Consider the following 17,824-nt stretch of genomic DNA (forward strand, 5'->3'; position numbering starts at 1 on the left):
GCCGCCACGGCACGTACGGCGCCCGGCGCGGCTCTTCGCCGGTGCCCGTCGAGGGCGGCCGGCTGCCGTCCGCCGGACGCACCCCCACACCCACCGGTCCGGCGGCTGCCGGACAGCCGCCCTCCACCCCGCCCGCGGCCTCGGATCCGGCGGCGGAGTCGGCCTCGGAGTCGGCCTCCGCACCGGCCCGGCGGGCGACCCGGATACTGCCGCTCGGCCTCGGCCTGCTCCTGACAGGTCTCGGGCTCGGCTTCATCGGGCTGCGGCTGCGCCGACCCGCCGGCTCCTGATCCGCGCCTTTCGCCGGCCCGGGCCCGGGCCGGCGGAAGGCGCTGGACCCGGGCCCGACCCCTCAGGCCGGTCGCACCGCGAGCAGCACCTTCCCCACGTGCCCGCTGCTCTCCATCAGCCGATGGGCCTGCGCCGCCTCGTCGAGCGGGAAGACCCGGTCCACCACCGGCCGTACGACCCCGGCCTCGATCAGCGGCCAGACATGCTCCCGCACCGCCGCGATGATCGCGGCCTTCTCGTCCAGCGGACGGGTCCGCAGCCCGGTCGCGATGACGGCGGCCCGCTTGGCCATCAGCCGGCCGAGATCCAGCTCCGCCTTCACGCCGCCCTGCATCCCGATCACGACCAGCCGGCCGTTCACGGCGAGGGCCTCGATGTTCCGGGCCAGGTACTTGGCCCCCACCAGGTCCAAGATCACGTCGGCGCCGTGTTCGCCGAGCTCCGCCACGAAGTCCTGCTCGCGATAGTTGATCAGGACATCGGCGCCGAGTTCGCGGCAGGCGGCCAGCTTGTCCGCGCTGCCCGCGGTGACCGCGACCTTCGCCCCGACCGCCTTGCCGAGCTGGATCGCCAGCGTCCCGATGCCGCTGGACCCGCCGTGCACCAGCAGCGTTTCACCGGGCCGCAGGTTCGCGACCTGGAAGACGTTCGACCAGACCGTCGCGGCGACCTCCGGCAGCGCCGCCGCCGTCGTCAGATCGACGCCCTTGGGCACCGGCAGCAGCTGGCCGAGCGGCACCGCGACCTTCTCCGCGTACCCGCCGCCGGCGAGCAGCGCGCACACCTGGTCGCCCACCGACCAGGCCCCACCGCTCGCGCCGGGGCCAAATCCCGCGATCCGCCCCGAGCACTCCAGCCCGGGGTACGGCGAAACCCCGGGCGCCGGGTCGTAGCGGCCCTGCCGCTGGAGCAGATCGGCCCGGTTCACCGCCGACGCCGTGACCTCCACCAGCACCTCGCCCGGGCCCGGCACGGGATCGGGGACTTCCGCCAGGACCAGTGCCTCGGGGCCGCCCGGCTCAGCAATCGTTATCGCACGCATGCTGTCGACGGTAACGCCGGACAGCGGAGGAAGTCCGGTGCCCCCGCCGAGGATTCACGGACGGCCCACTGCCGCCCCGCCCTTGCCCCACCACCCGCCCGACCTACGCGCCCGCACCTCCCCGCGTCCGCGTCCGTGCCCGTGCCCGGCTCGTAACCCTGCTGACGTCGGTCGTACCGACCAGCGAAACTGAACAGGTGATCGATACCACGTCGCAGCCGCTCGGCGACCGGCAGCGCGCCGTCGCCCTGCTCGTCGCGGGCTGCTTCTTCATGGAGAACCTGGACGGCACCATCGTGACCACCGCCGCCCCGCACATCGGCGCCTCGCTGGGGGTCTCGGCGACCGCGATCGGTCTGGTCGTCACCGCCTATCTGCTGACCCTCGCGGTGCTGATCCCGCTCAGCGGCTGGCTCACCGCCCGCTACGGCGCCCGGCGCGTCTTCCTCGCCGCGATCGCGCTGTTCACCCTGGCGTCCCTGGCCTGCGCCGGGGCCTCGAACCTCGGTGAACTGGTGGCGCTGCGCGTGGTGCAGGGCGCGGGCGGCGCGATGATGGTCCCGGTCGGGCGGCTGACGGCCATGTCCGGGGTGGCCAAGCCGGACCTGCCGAGGATCGTGTCCTACATCGTGTGGCCCGCGCTGCTCGCCCCGGTGATCGCGCCCCTGCTGGGCGGCGTCATCACGACGTACGCCAGCTGGCGCTGGCTCTTCCTGATCAACATCCCGCTCGGGGTGCTGGCCTTCGCGGTGGCCTGGCGGCTGATCGAGGGCGGACCGGTGAGCGGGGTCGGCGCGCTGGACTGGCCCGGGGTGCTGTGGACATCGGCCGGGCTGGGCACCCTGACGTACACCGGGCACCTGCTGTCCCGGACCCACGGGTCGTGGCCGGTGGCGGCGGCGTTCGGTACGGCCTCGGTGGCCATGCTGGTGGCGGCGGTCCGGCATCTGCGACGGGCGGATCATCCCCTGATCGACCTGGGGACGCTGCGGGCGCCGTCGTTCCGGGCGTCCGTGTCGGGCGGCTCGTCGTTCTGGGTAGCGGTGAGCGCGGTGCCGTTCCTGCTGCCGCTGCTGTTCCAGGAGGTGTTCGGCTGGAGCGCGGTCACCTCGGGCGCCCTGGTGCTGTTCGTGTTCGTCGGCAACATCGGCATCAAGCCGGCCACCACGTATCTGTTCGGGCGGTTCGGCTACCGGTCACTGCTGGTGGTGTCGGGCGCGACGCTGGCCGGCAGCATGGTGGGCTGCGCCTTTCTCACCCCGGGCACCCCGCGGTGGCTGATCGCCGCGCTGGCCGTGATCAGCGGCGCGGCGCGGTCGCTCGGCCTGACCGGATATTCGACGCTGGCCTTCGCGGACATTCCGCAGCGGCGGATGCGGGACGCCAGCACCCTGAACGCGACCGCCAACCAGATGGCCGCGGGTCTCGGCGTCGCGGCGGCGACCGTCGCGATCCGACTCGGCGGCCCCGTCACCCACGCCCTCCTCGGGCGCACCTCGCCGGCCCTGTCCTACAGCGCCGCCTTCTGCCTGCTGGCCCCCGCTGCCCTCGCCGCCACGGCGGGCGCGGTCCGCCTGCACCCGGGCGCGGGGGACGCGCTGCGGTCGCGGGCGGGCAGGCCGGCCCGCGCTTCGGTACGCGGGGCGGGATCGCGGGGCGTGGGCTGAGCGGCGCGACCGGATCGCGGAGCCCGGGCCGGGGCGGCCGGGGCGAAAGCCGCCGCAGCACCTGGCGCAGCGGCCCGGCGGCGGTGTGGGGGAACAGCACCCGGTACGAACGCGGCCCCGCCCCCGTGGCCGGTGCCGCGGCCAGGCGATCTGCCGCCGTGTCCCGCCGGGAGAGCCTCACCCGCCGCTCCCCCAGGCGGCCGCGGACATCCCGGTGTCGAGCACGGCGGTCTCCTGCCCGGCGCGCAGGCCGCCGGGCGGGATCACCGCCATACCGTCGGCGGCGGCCAGGCCGCGCAGCATCGCCGAGCCGGCGAAGCGCAGCGGCCGGGCGGCGGAGTCGTCGTCGAAGACCACCGGGACCAGCCGGGTGTCCACGCGGTGGCCGGCCACGTCCTCCGTCAGCGGCGCCGCGTACGGAGCTGGTACGCGGTGACCGGCCAGGGTCCGCAGCAGAGGGGCGACCAGGGTGAGCACTCCGGCCGCGGCGGCCAGCGGGTTGCCCGGCAGGCCGATGAGGAACGGGCCGCCTCCGGGTACGGCCGCCGACGCGCGTGCCGGGGCAGTCGCAGGTCCCGGGGTTGGCAGTTCGGCGAGCAGCATCGGGTGGCCCGGGCGAACCGCCACCCCGTCGACCAGGAGCTTCGCGCCGATCGCGGCCAGCACGGGATGAACGTGGTCGACCGGGCCACCCGCGGTGCCGCCCGTGGTGATGATCAAATCGGCCGATCCGGCGCTGATCGCCTCACGCACGGCGCCCAGATCGTCCAGCAGGTGCCGGACCGAGGTCACCTCGGCGCCCAGCGCGCGCAGCCACGACGGCAGCATCGGACCGAGGGCGTCCCGTACCCGGCCCTTGCGGGGCAACCCGTGGCCGAGCAACTCGTCGCCCAGCACGAGCACCTCGACCCGTGGCCTGGCGGTCACCGTCAGCTCGTCGTAACCGCTCGCCGCCGCCAGGCCCAACACGGCCGGCGTCACCACCGCCCCGGCCGGCAGCAACTCGTCACCGCTCCGGCACTCCTGCCCCCGCCGCCGCACCTCCTGGCCCGGCCGCGGCGCGAACCGCTGCTCCCGGAGCTCCAACCGCGTCCCGTCGGTGCGGTGTTCGGTCCGGCCGTGCTCGCTGCGGAGCACGGCCACCGCGCCCGGCGGCAGAACGGCGCCGGTGGCGATCGGCGCGGCGCAACCGTCGCGCAGAAGGGCCGGGGAGCCCTGACCTGCCAGCAATTGGCCGGTCAGCCACCAAGGGCCCGGGCCGGCCACCGCCCAGCCGTCCATCGCCGAGGAGTCGAAGGACGGCAGATCGACGAGGGCCGTCAGCGGCTCGGCCAGCGCCGTCCCGAGAGCGTCGTCGCCCAGCGGCTGGACCTGCGGACCCAGTCGGCGGGCCGCCTGACGGGCGATCCGCCGGGCTTCGGGCCAAGTGGCCTCGTGGGTGTGGAGATGCGGGGCGGCCACGGGCGGACCGGGGGGTTCGGGGCGGGAGGCCGAACGGCGGGGGGCGGCTTCACCGTCAGGGGGGGCGCCGTCCTCAGGGGGACGGCCGGGGGAGGTTCGGCCGGCGGCGGCCCGGCGGGAGGGGGTTCGGGCGGCGTCGGCTCGGCGGGCGGAAGGACGGTCCCCGGAAGAGCTGTCGGCCGAGGTCTGGGCGCCACCTTTGCCGCTCCGGGCGGGCGGGCGCGGCGGGGCGGATTCCTCCTGGCCGTGGCGCAGCGCGACCGCCACCGGGTCCAAGGGCGGCGGGGGAGCGGGCGGCACCGGGCGCGGGCGCGATCCGGCCGAGCCGCGGGCCCGGCCGGGGGGTCCCTCGGCTTCGCCGATACCCAGCGCGACGACCAGCGGGTCGGTGGTTGCCGGGCGACCCCGATCGGCCTCGCCCCGGGGCTCGTTGGCAAGCGCCAGGGCGTCGTCGAGTGCGCGGTCGGCGGCGTCACCGCCCGAACCGCTCATCTCGCCGGGTCCGGTTCGCTGCCGGACTCCTCGGCCCAGCGCTGCGCGAGCGCCGCCGCCTTGCTCGCTGCCTCCCGCACCGCCTCCGGGCCGCCGCCCGCGCTCGCCGCCGCGTAACCCACCAGGAAGGTGGTCAGCGGTGCGGCAGGGCGGGCAACGCCGTGTGCGGCATCACGGGCCAGGTCGAGCAGGACGGCGATGTCCACGTCGAGGTCGATGCCCAGTTCGGTCTTGGCTGCTGAAATCCATTCGTCCAACACAGGCCCCATGTTCTCCGATCCTCCTCCCGTCGGCGGGCAGGCTCACCCCTCGGACGCGCCGTCCAGCCGGGCCCGTGCCACCGCTACGTCCTCCCAGGTGTCGCAGTCGAAAGACGCCTCCCCCGTCGGGTCGGGCATCCTCCGCATCCTCAACTCCCCCGTCAGCAGCCGCAGCGGCAACCCGGTCAGCCCGCCGTGCTCGGCCCCGAGCAGGGCGAGTTCGCGCCGCAGTGGTTCGATCCGGTACGCCGCCGCCAGCGGCTGGTCCCGGCCGTCCGCGTCCGTCAGCATCACTCCTTCCCACTCCGTCACGTCTTCGTCGCCGTTCTTGATGCCTTCGGGGCCCCCGCTGTCTCCGGTGCCTTCGGTGCCTTTCGTGTCTTTGTCTTCGCCCTCGGTCAGGCGATCCCGCCGCCCGACCGTTGGTCCGACCGGTCGCTCAGCCTGTCGCTGGGCCCTTGGCTCGGCCCGTCGCTCGTCCGGCCGCTCGCCGGTCCGCTTCCTGGCGTCCGCGGTGAGCGCCTCGGCCAGCGCGTCCACGGTGCGCGCCGTCAGGAACGGCAGATCAGCGGCCAGCACCAGCACCACCTCGGGCCGCCCCCAACCGCTGGAGGCAACGTCGCCCGGCCGCGTGGCTCCGGCCCGACCGGCGTCCGGCCCCAACGCGACGAGCCCGGCGGCGAGGGCCGGCAGCGGACCACCGCCGGCCGGCTGCTCCCGGGTCCACCGCACCGGCCGCGCGGTCGACCGGCGCGGCCCGACGACGACCGTGGCGTCCGCCGCCCCGCAAGCCGCCAGCACCCGGTCCAGCAGCATGCGGCCGCCGACCGGCAGCGCGGGCTTGTCCGCACCGCCGAGCCGCCTCGCCGCGCCGCCGGCCAGCACCACCGCGTCGTAGCTCGTCATGCCCGCGAGTATCCCCCGGTCACCCCGCCGTGCGGCCTCCCGTGCACGCCGCCGGGATCACACGGATGCGAGGAGCACCGCCGGATTCTCCACGCAGTCGGCCACGAAGCGCAGGAATCCGCCGGCCGTGCCGCCGTCGCAAACCCGGTGGTCGAAGGTGAAGGACAGCTGCACCACCTGCCGTACCGCCAACTCGCCCTGATGCACCCACGGCTTGGGCACGATCCGGCCGATGCCGAGCATCGCCGCCTCCGGGTGGTTGATGATCGGCGTGGAGCCGTCCACCCCGAACACCCCGTAGTTGTTCAGCGTGAACGTCCCGCCGGTCAACTCTCCCGGCGTCAGCGAGCTGTCCCTGGCGGCCTGCGTCAGCCGGCCGATCTCGGCGGACAGCCCGGCCGTGGTCCTGGCCTGCGCGTCCCGCACCACCGGCACCACCAGCCCGCGCTCGGTCTGCGCGGCGAACCCGAGGTGCACGGCGGGCAGCCGCACGATCTCGCCCCGCTCGGTGTCCACCGTGGCGTTCAGGTCCGGGTGGCGGGCCAGCGCGGCCGTGGTGATCCGGGCGAGCACCGCGAGCACCGATATCCGCTCGGCGCCCGCGGCCTGCGCGGCGGCGTTCATCGCGGTCCGTACCGCGAGCAGTTCGGTGGCATCGGCGTCCACCCAGCAAGTGGCGTCCGGGATCTCCCGGCGGCTGCGGGTGAGCTTCGCCGCGACGGCGCCGCGTATACCGCGCAATGGAATGCGCTCGGCTCCTTCCTGATCCCGGGTCATGGACGATCCGGCCGAAACCGGAGCCGCGACCGGGACCGGCGTCGGGCCAGGCGTCGGGTCCTGGGCGTGGGCTCGGGCGTTGGCGTTGGGGTAGCTCCGGTTCAGATCCCGGTCCGGTGCCTGGGCCGAGGCCGTCGCGCCGTCCGTGCCCGGTGCCGCCGCCCGCTCGACATCCGCCCGCAGGATCAACCCGTCCGGGCCACTCCCCGCCACCGTCCTCAGGTCGAGACCTCGCTCGCGGGCCAACCGCCGGACCAGCGGCGACACCACGGCCACCGGCCCGCCGTCCGCCAGGTGGCCCGCCCGGGCATCCGCCCGGCCGTTGTCCTGGCCCTGTGCGGGGCCCGCCGACCGGTCGTCCGCCCGGTGGCCGTTCACCGCAGGCGCGGTCCGGGGCGGCAGCGCATCGTGGGGCGGCACGGATGCCGCCGCACCACCGTGCCCCGTGGCCGCGCCGGTGTGCATGGTCCCTCGGCCTATCGTCCGCACCCGATTGCGCCGTCGGGCCGCCGGACCCGTGCCATAGCCCACCAGGACGTTGCCCGAGCCTTCCTCCGCCGCCGTGCCGGCCCCGCCGTCATCGGGCCCATTGCCACCGGGCCCAGTGCCACCGGGTCCACTGCCACCGGGCCCGGGAGCGGCCGACTTCTCGTCGGCCGGCGCGCCGCCCTCGGTGCCGTCCATCGAGCCGACCGCCACCGTCACCAGCGGCCGGCCCACCGCGAGGGTCTCGCCCTCCTCCCCGAAGCGGGCGGTGACCACACCCCCGTAGGGACAGGGCACCTCCACCACGGCCTTGGCGGTCTCCACTTCCACCACCGGCTGGTCGACGGCCACCACCTCGCCGATCTCCACCAGCCAGCGCACGATCTCCGCTTCGGTCAGTCCCTCGCCCAGATCGGGCAGGGTGAATTCCTTGACGACCGCCATTACCCCTCCTCCCACTGCAGGCGCCCCACGGCGTCGAGAATCCGGTCGACGCCGGGCAGGTGGTGCCGTTCCAGCATCGGCGGCGGGTAGGGGATGTCGAATCCGGCCACCCGCAGCACCGGCGCCTCCAGGTAGTGGAAGCACCGTTCGGTGATCCGGGCGGCTATCTCCGCGCCCGCGCCGCCGAAGCCGGCCGACTCGTGCACCACGACCGCCCGCCCCGTGCCGCGGACCGCCGCCGCCACCGTCTCCTCGTCGAAGGGCACCAGGCTGCGCAGGTCCACCACGCCGAGGTCCCAGCCCTCCTCCTTTGCCGCCTCGGCCGCCTCCAGGCAGACCGGCAGCGACGGGCCGTAGGTGACCAGGGTGGCGGTGCGGCCGGCCCGGCGGATCACCGCCCGGCCGATCGGCTCGACCTCGGACGGTGCCTGCGGGGACCAGTCCGCCTTCGACCAGTACAGCCGCTTCGGCTCCAGGAAGACCACCGGGTCGTTGGAGGCGATGGCGGCCCTCAGCAGGCCGTAGGCGTCCGCGACCGTGGCCGGGGTGACCACATGCAGGCCGGGGGTGTGGGCGTAGTACGCCTCCGAGGAGTCGCTGTGGTGCTCCACCCCGCCGATGCCGCCGCCGTAGGGGATCCGGATGGTGATGGGCAGCGGCAGGGCGCCCCGTGTGCGGTTCCGCATCCGGGCGACATGGCTGACCAGCTGCTCGAAGGACGGGTAGGCGAAAGCGTCGAACTGCATCTCGACCACCGGCCGCAGTCCGTACATCGCCATGCCGACCGCGGTACCGAGGATGCCGGCCTCCGCGAGGGGGGTGTCCGTGCAGCGCTCCTCGCCGAACTCCCTGGCGAGGCCGTCGGTGATCCGGAAGACGCCGCCGAGGGCGCCGACGTCCTCCCCCAGCACGTGGACCGCGGGATCGGCGCTCAGGGAGTCGCGCAGCGCCTGGTTGAGTGCCTGCGCCATCGTTGCGGGCTTGCGGGCGGGCGCCTGGGTGCGGTCGGCGGCCCGGGTGGCGGTGGTCATGACTGCTGCTCCGCTTCCAGCTCGGCCCGCAGTTGGGCCTCTTGTTGCCGCAGTTGCTGCGTCGGCTCGGCGTAGACGTGCGCGAACAGCTCCATCGGATCGAGCGCCGGGTCGGCGTTCATCCGCGCGCGCAGGGCGGCGGCCGTCGTCTCGGCCTCGTCCGCCGCGCTCCGCCGCAGCGCGTCGTCCAGCAGACCGCGATCGGTCAGCTCGCGTTCCAGCAGGGTGATCGGGTCGTGCTCGCGCCAAGCGGCGACTTCGCTGTCGTCGCGGTAGCGGGTGGCGTCGTCGGCGTTGGTGTGGGCGTCGATGCGGTAGGTCACCGCCTCCACCAGGGTGGGCCCGGCGCCGCCGCGGGCCCGGTCGACGGCCTCGGTCAGCACCTCGTGCACGGCTGCCACGTCATTGCCGTCCACGAGCCGCCCGGGCATGCCGTAGCCGACCGCCTTGTGGGCGAAGGTCGGGGCCGCGGTCTGCTTGGCGAGCGGGACGGAGATGGCGAAGCCGTTGTTCTGGACCAGGAAGACCACCGGCGCCCGCCACACGGCCGCGAAATTGAGCGCCTCGTGGAAGTCGCCCTCGCTGGTGCCGCCGTCGCCGACCAGGGCGAGCGCCACCACGTCGTCACCGCTGAGCCGGGCGGCGTGGGCGAGTCCCACGGCGTGCGGCAGCTGGGTGGCCAGCGGTGTGCTCAGCGGGGCCACTCGCTCGGCGCGGGGGTCGTAACCGGTATGCCAGTCGCCGCGGAGCAAGGTGAGCGCGGCGACCGGGTCCACACCCCGGGCGATCACGGCGAGGGTGTCCCGATAGCTGGGGAAGAGCCAGTCCTGGGGCTGCAAGGACAGGGCGGCGGCCACCTCGCACGCCTCCTGGCCGGTGCTGGACGGGTAGACGGCGAGGCGTCCCTGCTTGGTCAGCGCGGTCGCCTGCTGGTTGAAGCGCCGGCCGCGGACGAGCTGTCCGTACAGCGCGCGCAGCAGCGCGGGATCGAGCCGGGCGGCATCGGGGGTGCCCAGCAGCCGATACGGCTCCGGGTCGGGCAGCAGCGGCGCGGCATCGGTGCGGTGGCGCCAAGCGGGGGTGTCCAGCACGGTCATCGCGAGCACCTCCTCGTGATCGTTGACCGGGTTCGGTCGGGGGGCGAGCGGGTTTCGCTCTCCCAACCGATTGTTCGGTCGCCGGAGGCATTTTGGCTACGGGGTGGTTTCGCCTGTGGACAAACGGTTCTGCACAGCCTGAGATGGAGCCAGTACGTCCATGGTATGGAGCTTCCGGGGGATGGCGAGCGAACAGATGGCCGATGAGGAACCAACGGTCCGACCTCTGGACCCGATCGACCGCACGATCCTGCGGCTGCTGCAAGAGGACGGACGCGCCTCGATACGCTCCGTGGCCGAGCGTGTACACGTGTCCCGGGCCAACGCCTACGCGCGGATCAATCGGCTGATCGAAGACGGAGTGATCCGAGGTTTCACCGCCCGCGTCGACCACGAGCGAGCCGGGCAAGGCGCGTCCGCGTACATCACGCTCAAGATCGTCCAGAACTCGTGGCGGACCGTCCGGGAAAAACTTGTCACCCTTCCGGGTGTAGTCCATATTGCCCTGGTAAGCGGTGATTTTGACGTTTTGTTGCTGGTGCACACCGTCGACAACCGCAGTCTGCGCGAGCTGGTCCTGACCCGTCTGCAGGCCATCGAGGAGGTGCTCAGCAGCCGCACGCTGCTGGTCTTCGAGGAGACCGATCCGGTCATCGGCGACTGAGCGGGACGGGGCTGCCGGACCCACGGCGGTTCGCCGGAGTCCATCCGGAGCCGTTCGGGTGAAAGATTCGAGGGCGATTCGAGTACAAGCGGAAAAGAGGAGGGGACGGGCGTCCGTGACGGCCGGCCCGCCCCGGCGAGCCGCCTACGTGCGCAGCCCGTCGAACGCCAGCCGCACCACCGCGTCGCCCACCTGCGCGCGGTCCGCCGCGCTCTTCCCTTCGGGCCGGTACCACTCGACGACCGAGTTGATCATCCCGAACAGCAGCCTCGTCGCGAGCCTCGCCTCGACGTCCGCGCGCAGATCGCCCTCGGCCACCGCCGCCTTCAGCAGGGCGGAAACCCGCTGATCGAACTCCCTGCGCCGCTCCATCGCCCACCGCTCGGTCTCCGTGTTGCCCCGCACGCGCAGCAGCAGGGTGACGTACGGGAGTTCCTCCATCAGGACCTCGGTGGTCCGCCGGGTGACGTGCTCCAGCCGCTCGACCGCGCGCCCGTCCAGCGACGCCGGTTCCTCCAGGATGGCAAAGAGGCCCTCCAGGGCCCGCCCCACCGCCCGGTTGAGCAGTTCCTCCTTGCCCCGCACGTGGTGGTAGATGGAGGACTTGGAGATGCCCGCCGCGTGGGAGAGGTGCTCCATGGAGGTGCCGTCGTAGCCGCGTTCGTTGAAGACCTCGACCGCGACGGCGAGCAGCGAATCCGGCGTATAGGTGTCGCGCTTGGACATGGTCATGAGGAGACCACACCTTCCGCCGCGGCCGCGCGCCGTCTCAATTCCGGGCAGGGCGCGTAGCGGCCGGTCGGATACCAGGAGTGCAGGCCGTCGAGGAGATCGCGCACCCACGGCGCGGTGAGACGCTCGCCCCACTCCAGCGGGCCCAGCGGGTAGTTCACTCCCAGGCGCATCGCGGTGTCCACGTCGTGGGCGGAGGCCACTTCTCTGGCCACCGCGTCGACGGCGAAGTCCACCAGCATCGCCACGGTCCGCGCCACGACCATGCCCGGCACGTCGCCGATGACGCTGACCGCCTTGCCCATGGCCTGGAAGAACCCAACGGCCTGCTCCAAGCCATCCTGGTGCACCCCCGCGGACGGCGCGATCCCGATCCGGGTGGCGGCCCGGTAGTCCAGCGCCAGATCGAAGCAGACGGCCGCTTCACCCGGCAGCCGTCCGTCCGCCAGCCGGAGGGGCGTTCCCGAGGGCAGGACGACGACGCCGCGGCGCGGCCGTCCGTCGCCCCGCGGACGCCCCGCCTGCCCGCTCGCCGGATACGGCTCTTCGCGCACCTCGATCCCGGATTCCTGTGCGAGCGCGACCAGTTCGCGGGCCGGTCCCAGGTCGCCGCGAACGGTGACGAAGGGGGGTGCGGCGGCGGGCTCGGCGGTCCGGGGTCCGGACAGGGCTGCCGTGTCCGCGTCGTAGGCGAACCAGCCGCGCCCGGACTTGCGGCCGAGCCGTCCCGACTCGACCAGGCGGCGCTGCGCGAGCGAGGGGGTGAACTTGGGGTCGTGGTTGAAGGCGTCCCACACCGATCGGGTAACCGCCTCGTTGACGTCCTGGCCGATCAGATCCATCAGCGCGAAGGGGCCCATGGCGAAGCCCCCGCACTCCCGCAGCAGCGCGTCGACTGTGGCCGGGTCGGCGGCCCGCTCCTCATGGATCCGCAATGCCTCGGCGTAGAAGGGGCGTGCGACGCGGTTGACCAGGAAGCCCGGGGTGTCGGTGCACCGCACCGGGGCCTTTCCCCAGGCCGCGGCGGTGTCGTAGGCCGTGGTGACAGCCGCCGGGTCACTGGCCGCTCCGGCCACGACCTCGACCAGGGGCAGCACGGGGGCCGGGTTGAAGAAGTGGAGGCCGACCAGACGCCCGGGCAGGCGCAAGGCGCCCGCGACCGCGGTGACGGACAGCGAGGAGGTGTTGGTGGCCAGCAGGCACTCGTCGCCGACGACCGCCTCCAGTTCCGCGAGCAACCGCCGCTTGGCGGCGAGGTCCTCGATCACCGCCTCCACCACCAGCCTGGCATCGGACAGTTCCTCGATGTCCCCGGCCGCGGCCAGCCGTGCCAGAGCCGCCCCGCGGTCCGCGGCACTGAGCCGCTCTTTGGCCACGAGCCGGTCGAGGCGTCCCGCGAGGGTCTCCACGGCCGCCCGCGCCCGGCCGGGCACGGCGTCGTGGAGCTTCACGCGGTGGCCGGCCAGCAGCGCGACCTGTGCGATTCCCTGGCCCATGGTGCCCGCGCCGACGACGGCCACGGTGCTGCTGCGGTCAAGTGCGCTCACGGTTGTCCACGACTCCCTGCCGGGTTGTCCCCGAATCGTCCGTTGTGCCGATGTCCCGAAGTTGTCCACAGGCCGGCGACGTTCTCCTTGTCCCGACCGAACATTCGGTTAATCTAGCGGTGTCCCAACCACTCAGCCCAGCTCGACGAGGAGTTGGTCCCATGTCCGCCGATCTCTCCACCGCGGTCCTGATCGAACGCCATCGCGCCACCCTCGACAAGGCGCTGGAAGCCATCCGGACCCGCGAATACTGGTCGCCCTACCCCGAGCACCTCAAGGCCTACCCGGACGCCGAAGCGGGCAAGGCGGCTTTTGACGCGCTGCTCGGCCGCCCCTTCGAGCTGGACCAGCCCGGCACCGACGACTGGACCGGCGGCGAGCGGTCGCCCTACGGGGTGGAGCTGGGCGTGCGGTATCCGCACCCCGATCCCGACCGGCTGCTGCCCGCGATGCGCGCCGCCGTGCCCGCCTGGCGGGACGCCGGCCCGGAGGCCCGCGCCCTGGTCTGCCTGGAGATCCTGTCCCGGATCAACGCCCGGAGCCACGAATTCGCCCACGCGGTGATGCACACTTCCGGCCAGGCGTTCACCATGGCCTTCCAGGCGGGCGGGCCGCACGCGCAGGACCGCGGCCTGGAGGCGGTGACCTACGCGTACGCCGAGCAGATCCGTGTCCCGGAGACCGCCGAGTGGATCAAGCCGCAGGGCAAGCGCGATCCGGTCGCTCTGCGCAAGTCCTTCACCGCGGTGCCGCGCGGGGTCGGCCTGGTGATCGGCTGCAACACCTTCCCGACCTGGAACGGTTATCCGGGGCTCTTCGCCTCCCTCGCCACCGGGAACGCGGTGCTGGTCAAACCGCACCCGCAGGCCGTGCTGCCGCTCGCGCTCACCGTGGCCGTCGCCCGTGAGGTGCTGGCGGAGGCCGGCTTCCCGCCCGAGCTGGTGTGCCTGGCCGCCGAGCGCCCCGCCGAGGGCCTCGCCAAGACTCTCGCGGTCCGGCCGGAGATCCGCGTCATCGACTACACCGGCTCCACCGGCTTCGGGGACTGGCTGGAGGCCAACGCCCTGCAGGCCCAGGTCTTCACCGAGAAGGCGGGCGTCAACACCGTCGTCATCGACTCCACCGACGACTACCGCGGCATGCTCGCCAATCTGGCCTTCTCCCTGTCGCTGTACAGCGGCCAGATGTGCACCACCCCGCAGAATCTGCTGATCCCGCGGGACGGCATCGAGACCGACGCCGGACCGAAGGCGTACGAAGAGGTCGTCGCCGACCTCGCCGCGGCGGTTCAGGGGCTGCTGGGGGACGACACGCGGGCCAACGCCCTGCTCGGCGCCCTGGTGAGCCCGGAGGTCAAAGCGCGGCTCGAGGCCGCCTCCGGAGTCGGCGAGGTCGCCCTCGCCTCCCGCACCCTGAAGCACCCCGACTACCCGCACGCGGTGGTCCGCACCCCGGCCATGATCACGCTCGACACGGCCAAGCCGGACGCCGAGAGCACCTTCATGTCGGAGTGCTTCGGGCCGGTCTCCTTCGCGGTGGCGGTCGATTCGACCGCCGGCGCGGTGGAGCTGCTGCGGCGCACCATCCGCGACAAGGGCGCCATGACGGTCAGCGGTTACACCACCTCTCCGGAAGTCGAGCGGCAGTTGGAGGAGGCGTGCTGGGAGGAATGCGCGCAGCTCTCGCTGAATCTCACCGGCGGGGTCTACGTCAACCAGACCGCGGCTTTCTCCGACTTCCACGGTTCGGGCGGTAATCCGGCGGCCAACGCGGCGTTGAGCGACGGCGCCTTCGTCGCGAGCCGCTTCCGGATGGTGGAGGTGCGGCGGCCGGCCTGACGAACGACGGGCCGCCCGTCTCGGCCCGCCCTGCCCGAACGGCTCAGGAGCGTCCGGGGACCAGGGGGGACCGGGACGTGGCCGCCCAGTGGTAGAGCGCCATACCGACGCTGGTGGCGAGGTTGTAACTGGAGACCTGGGCCCGCATGGGCAGGGCCACCAGCGCGTCGGCCCGGGCCCGCAGTTCGTCGCAGACCCCGTGCCGCTCCGAGCCGAACACGATCAGTGCTTCGTCCGGCAGCTCGACGGCCCGGATGTCCTCGCCCTCCGGGTCCAGGACCCACAGCGGCCCGGGCGGCAGTTCGGCGGCGTCCCGGTGCTCGACGGCCGTGGCGTAGTGCAGGCCGGCGCCGGACCGTACGGCGTTGGGGTGCCAGGGGTCGAGGTCCCCGGTGGTGACGACCCCGGTGACGCCGAATCCCGCGGCGAGCCGGACAACCGCACCGACGTTGCCGAGGTTGCGGGGCCGGTCCAGCACGACGACCGGCGCCGGGCGGGGCCGCCGGGCGAGGTCGGCCAGGTTCGCCTCCGGGTCGCGCCGCCCGGCGAGCGCGGCCACCCCGGTGGGGTGCACCCGGCTGACCAGGCCGCGCAGCGCCTTTGGCGGGATCTCGCTGAGCCGGGTGGCGAGGTCGCCGGCGAGATCAGGGGCCAGCTCGGCGGCAAGCCGCAGGGCCGCCGCCTTGTCGGCGGTGACGGCGACACGCACATCGGCCCCGAAGCGGAGCGCGTGCTTCAGGGCGTGGAAACCGTCGAGCAGTACCGCACCGGAAGAGGTCTCGCGCCAGCGCCGTACGACCTCGTCCTCGCTCATGGCGTCAGCCTACGGGTCGGGTCGGAGGGCTCCTTCCCGCTTCCGGCGGGCTTCGGCCGACTGTCCCAGCTGTGCGGCCGGCCGGGGAGCCGATGGCCCCGGCCGACCGGCCGGTCAGGACACGGCGCCGGCGGGTGGCCGGCCGACCGCCGGTTCCGTGCCGCCGGGCGGGCGCTGCTCGGGGATCGCCGTCTCGGCGGACCCGGCGCCGGGTCGCAGAAGCCCTGCGGCCCGACTGGCGGCCCAGATCAGAAATCCGGTGGGCAGGAAGACCGAGTCGGCGGCGATCATCGCGAGTGAGAAGAAGGGCAGGCCCAGCACGATGGCGATCGAGGCGTGCTCCAGCATCATCAGGCAGAGCAGCACGTTCTTCACCCGCCGGTTGAACAGGGTGAAGGGGAAGGCGACCTGGACGATGACGGTGCCGTAGGTGATCAGCATGACCATGATCGCGCTGCCGGCCAGGGCGTGCGACAGGGCGGGCCAAGGGGTGAAGTCGTCCAGGTGGAGCGGGTAGTAGAGCGCGGTGCCGTCTTGCCAGCGGCTGCCCTGGATCTTGTACCAGCCGGCCGTGGAGTAGATGAGGCAGACCTCGGCGGCGATGACGAGCATGGCGCCGTTGTGGACGATGTTGCCCATGATGTCGAGCACGCTGCGGGGCTCGCCGGGGGCGTAGCGTCGCACCGCCCACCAGACAGCCTGGCCTGCCCAGCAGGCCCAGAAGATCACCGCCCATCCGGTGCTGAGTTTGCCGGCGAGGCAGGCGGCGATCAGGGCGGCGCCGAGCACCGCCCACAGCGCGATACCGATGGGGTCGGCGAACCTCGGGGCGCTCTCGGCCCTCTCGCCGCGCTCGGCCTGCTCCGCCCTTTCGGCCTGCTCGGCCTGCTCGGCCTTTTCGGCGCGGCCCTCCTGCCGCAGGGCCCAGCGGCGGTCGAGGGACCAGACCCGTCCGCAGCGGGTGAAGGCGAGGTAGATGGCCATGATGTGCACGACGTTGTCGCCACCGTCGCCCACGAAGACGCTGCGGTTCTGCAGGGACAGCACGCCGACCATGAACAGCAGCGCGGACGTCCGGGTCCGCCAGCCCAGCAGCAGCGTCACGCTCGCCGCGATCGCCAGCGCGTAGACCAGTTCGAACCAGGCGCGGCTGTCGCTCCACATCAGCACGCTGAAGGCGTGATTGCCCGCGATGAGTCGCTTGGCCAGGTCGAAGCCCCAGGGGCTGTCCGGACCGTAGAGCTCGTCGCGGTGCGGGAATTCGCGCAGCAGGTACAGCAGCCAGGTCAGCGAGAACCCGATCCGCACGATCGCGCTCTGGTAGGGGCCCAGGACGTTCTCGCAGGCCCGGCGCAGACCGCGGGCTATCGAGCGGTCCAGACCGGCCCCGAAGGAGGCGAACGGGGAGTCGGCCGCCGGGGCGGGGACCGCTCGGGAGCCGGCGCCGGACGCGGAGGCGGCACCGGAACCGGCACCGTAACCGGCACCGGAGCCAGCGTCCGATCGGGCTTCGGATCCGCCGTCCGATCCGGCGTCGTCGGCGGCGGCGCGGCTGTGCGGGGTGGCGCTCATGAGGCGTTCTCCTGACCGGCCGACGCGGCGCTCACGGTCCACCAGGGCAGCGTCCGGTACTCGGCGCTCGAACTCGTCGCGCCCGCTGCCCAGGAGGGCTGCGGAACCTGGGTGGTGGCGGCGCGGGCCTGGATCCGGACGACGTCGCCGCCGTCCAGCCGCGAGCCGAAACGGTCCTGCAGGATGCGTTGCAGGTAGTCGCGGCTCATGTCGCTGCGATCGCCCGCGTTGGGCTGCTCCTGCTGGTCGTGGGTGTCGGTGTAGAAGCCCCAGGCGCGGCGGAGTTCGTTCTGCTGGGTGTGACTGGGCAGCGGATCGTGCCGCATGGCGGCGATGTCCATGCCGGTCATGTCCACCCAGCCGGTGGTCTTGAGTGCGCCGCCCGGCTGGCGGACCTCGGCACGCGCCTCGACGTGGATGTTCTGCTGCAGCGGGTCGGGGGCGAACAGCTTCCAGTTCTGCTCGAACTCCGGATAGATGTAGTCGCTGACCGCCGCCGCGTGCTCCTTGCTGAGTGTGTTCGAGGGGGCGACATGCAGGAACACCATGGCGAGGTGCAACAGAGCGGCCACGCTGACGACGCCGACCGTCACCGCCACGGCTATGCGCCCGGGCAGCGAGAGTGCCGCCACCCGGGGCGGCGGCCCTTGCATTGACTCCATCGTTTCTCCGATCTCGCCAGCTGCTCGGGCCCTGCTGCCGC

15 protein-coding genes and 1 pseudogene are annotated in these 17,824 nt (G+C 73.3%); 4 read left to right on the top strand and 12 right to left on the bottom strand.

Going from position 1 to position 17,824, the window contains the following annotated elements; genetic code table 11:
• Positions 1-290 (top strand): annotated as a pseudogene (locus GA0115240_RS00495) (hypothetical protein); the annotation flags it as partial.
• A 62-nt stretch (positions 291-352) separates the two neighbouring features.
• On the opposite strand, the gene GA0115240_RS00500 reads toward GA0115240_RS00495, so the two are convergent.
• Entirely contained in the window at positions 353-1,333 is a 981-nt protein-coding gene (locus GA0115240_RS00500) for an NAD(P)H-quinone oxidoreductase (protein WP_093734646.1), read from the bottom strand.
• Positions 1,334-1,530: 197 nt separating this feature from the next.
• On the opposite strand from GA0115240_RS00500, the gene GA0115240_RS00505 reads away from it, so the two are divergent.
• The gene (locus GA0115240_RS00505) at positions 1,531-3,000 is read left to right on the top strand and encodes an MFS transporter (protein ID WP_202450904.1); all 1,470 of its coding nucleotides are present in this window, start codon (positions 1,531-1,533) and stop codon (positions 2,998-3,000) included.
• Positions 3,001-3,177: 177 nt separating this feature from the next.
• On the opposite strand, the gene GA0115240_RS00510 is transcribed toward GA0115240_RS00505, so the two are convergent.
• From GA0115240_RS00510 to pdhA, 6 genes are all read right to left on the bottom strand, one after another.
• A complete protein-coding gene (locus GA0115240_RS00510; protein WP_370673250.1) occupies positions 3,178-4,461 on the bottom strand; it encodes a molybdopterin molybdotransferase MoeA in 1,284 nt (427 codons plus the stop codon).
• A gap of 488 nt (positions 4,462-4,949) precedes the next feature.
• On the bottom strand, positions 4,950-5,222 hold the full coding sequence (locus GA0115240_RS37775; RefSeq protein ID WP_237554490.1) for a DUF6457 domain-containing protein: 273 nt from the start codon (positions 5,220-5,222) through the stop codon (positions 4,950-4,952).
• 33 nt (positions 5,223-5,255) lie between these two features.
• On the bottom strand, positions 5,256-6,119 hold the full coding sequence (locus GA0115240_RS00515; RefSeq protein WP_237554491.1) for a molybdenum cofactor guanylyltransferase: 864 nt from the start codon (positions 6,117-6,119) through the stop codon (positions 5,256-5,258).
• A 57-nt stretch (positions 6,120-6,176) separates the two neighbouring features.
• Entirely contained in the window at positions 6,177-7,826 is a 1,650-nt protein-coding gene (locus GA0115240_RS00520) for a dihydrolipoamide acetyltransferase family protein (RefSeq protein WP_093734648.1), read from the bottom strand.
• A complete protein-coding gene (locus GA0115240_RS00525; RefSeq protein ID WP_093734649.1) occupies positions 7,826-8,857 on the bottom strand; it encodes an alpha-ketoacid dehydrogenase subunit beta in 1,032 nt (343 codons plus the stop codon). Before GA0115240_RS00525 ends, GA0115240_RS00520 begins: the two co-directional genes overlap by 1 nt.
• Positions 8,854-9,954: a pyruvate dehydrogenase (acetyl-transferring) E1 component subunit alpha gene (gene pdhA, locus GA0115240_RS00530; RefSeq protein WP_093734650.1), complete on the bottom strand. Its 1,101-nt coding sequence runs from the start codon at positions 9,952-9,954 to the stop codon at positions 8,854-8,856. The genes GA0115240_RS00525 and pdhA overlap by 4 nt, the downstream gene beginning before the upstream one ends.
• A 181-nt stretch (positions 9,955-10,135) precedes the next feature.
• On the opposite strand from pdhA, the gene GA0115240_RS00535 reads away from it, so the two are divergent.
• Positions 10,136-10,618, top strand: coding sequence for an Lrp/AsnC family transcriptional regulator (locus GA0115240_RS00535; protein WP_093734651.1), 483 nt, complete (start codon positions 10,136-10,138; stop codon positions 10,616-10,618).
• Between the two features lie 144 nt (positions 10,619-10,762).
• On the opposite strand, the gene GA0115240_RS00540 is transcribed toward GA0115240_RS00535, so the two are convergent.
• Entirely contained in the window at positions 10,763-11,350 is a 588-nt protein-coding gene (locus GA0115240_RS00540; protein WP_093734652.1) for a TetR/AcrR family transcriptional regulator, read from the bottom strand.
• On the bottom strand, positions 11,347-12,897 hold the full coding sequence (locus tag GA0115240_RS00545) for a 3-hydroxyacyl-CoA dehydrogenase (protein WP_093734653.1): 1,551 nt from the start codon (positions 12,895-12,897) through the stop codon (positions 11,347-11,349). Before GA0115240_RS00545 ends, GA0115240_RS00540 begins: the two co-directional genes overlap by 4 nt.
• Before the next feature lie 161 nt (positions 12,898-13,058).
• Here GA0115240_RS00545 and paaN point away from each other — a divergent pair, with 161 nt between their 5' ends.
• Positions 13,059-14,735, top strand: a complete 1,677-nt coding sequence (gene paaN, locus GA0115240_RS00550) for a phenylacetic acid degradation protein PaaN (RefSeq protein ID WP_093734654.1) — start codon at positions 13,059-13,061, stop codon at positions 14,733-14,735.
• Between the two features lie 43 nt (positions 14,736-14,778).
• On the opposite strand, the gene GA0115240_RS00555 is transcribed toward paaN, so the two are convergent.
• From GA0115240_RS00555 to GA0115240_RS00565, 3 genes are all read right to left on the bottom strand, one after another.
• The gene (locus tag GA0115240_RS00555) at positions 14,779-15,549 is read right to left on the bottom strand and encodes a TrmH family RNA methyltransferase (protein WP_093734655.1); all 771 of its coding nucleotides are present in this window, start codon (positions 15,547-15,549) and stop codon (positions 14,779-14,781) included.
• Positions 15,550-15,663: 114 nt separating this feature from the next.
• Positions 15,664-17,121: an HTTM domain-containing protein gene (locus GA0115240_RS00560; RefSeq protein WP_107407066.1), complete on the bottom strand. Its 1,458-nt coding sequence runs from the start codon at positions 17,119-17,121 to the stop codon at positions 15,664-15,666.
• Positions 17,118-17,783 carry a DUF5819 family protein gene (locus tag GA0115240_RS00565; RefSeq protein ID WP_093734656.1) on the bottom strand — a complete coding sequence of 222 codons (666 nt, stop codon included), beginning with the start codon at positions 17,781-17,783 and terminating at the stop codon, positions 17,118-17,120. The genes GA0115240_RS00560 and GA0115240_RS00565 overlap by 4 nt, the downstream gene beginning before the upstream one ends.
• Positions 17,784-17,824 lie beyond the last annotated feature (41 nt).

Origin of the sequence: Streptomyces sp. DvalAA-14 (assembly GCF_900091855.1) — a bacterium.
Lineage (GTDB): Bacteria > Actinomycetota > Actinomycetes > Streptomycetales > Streptomycetaceae > Actinacidiphila.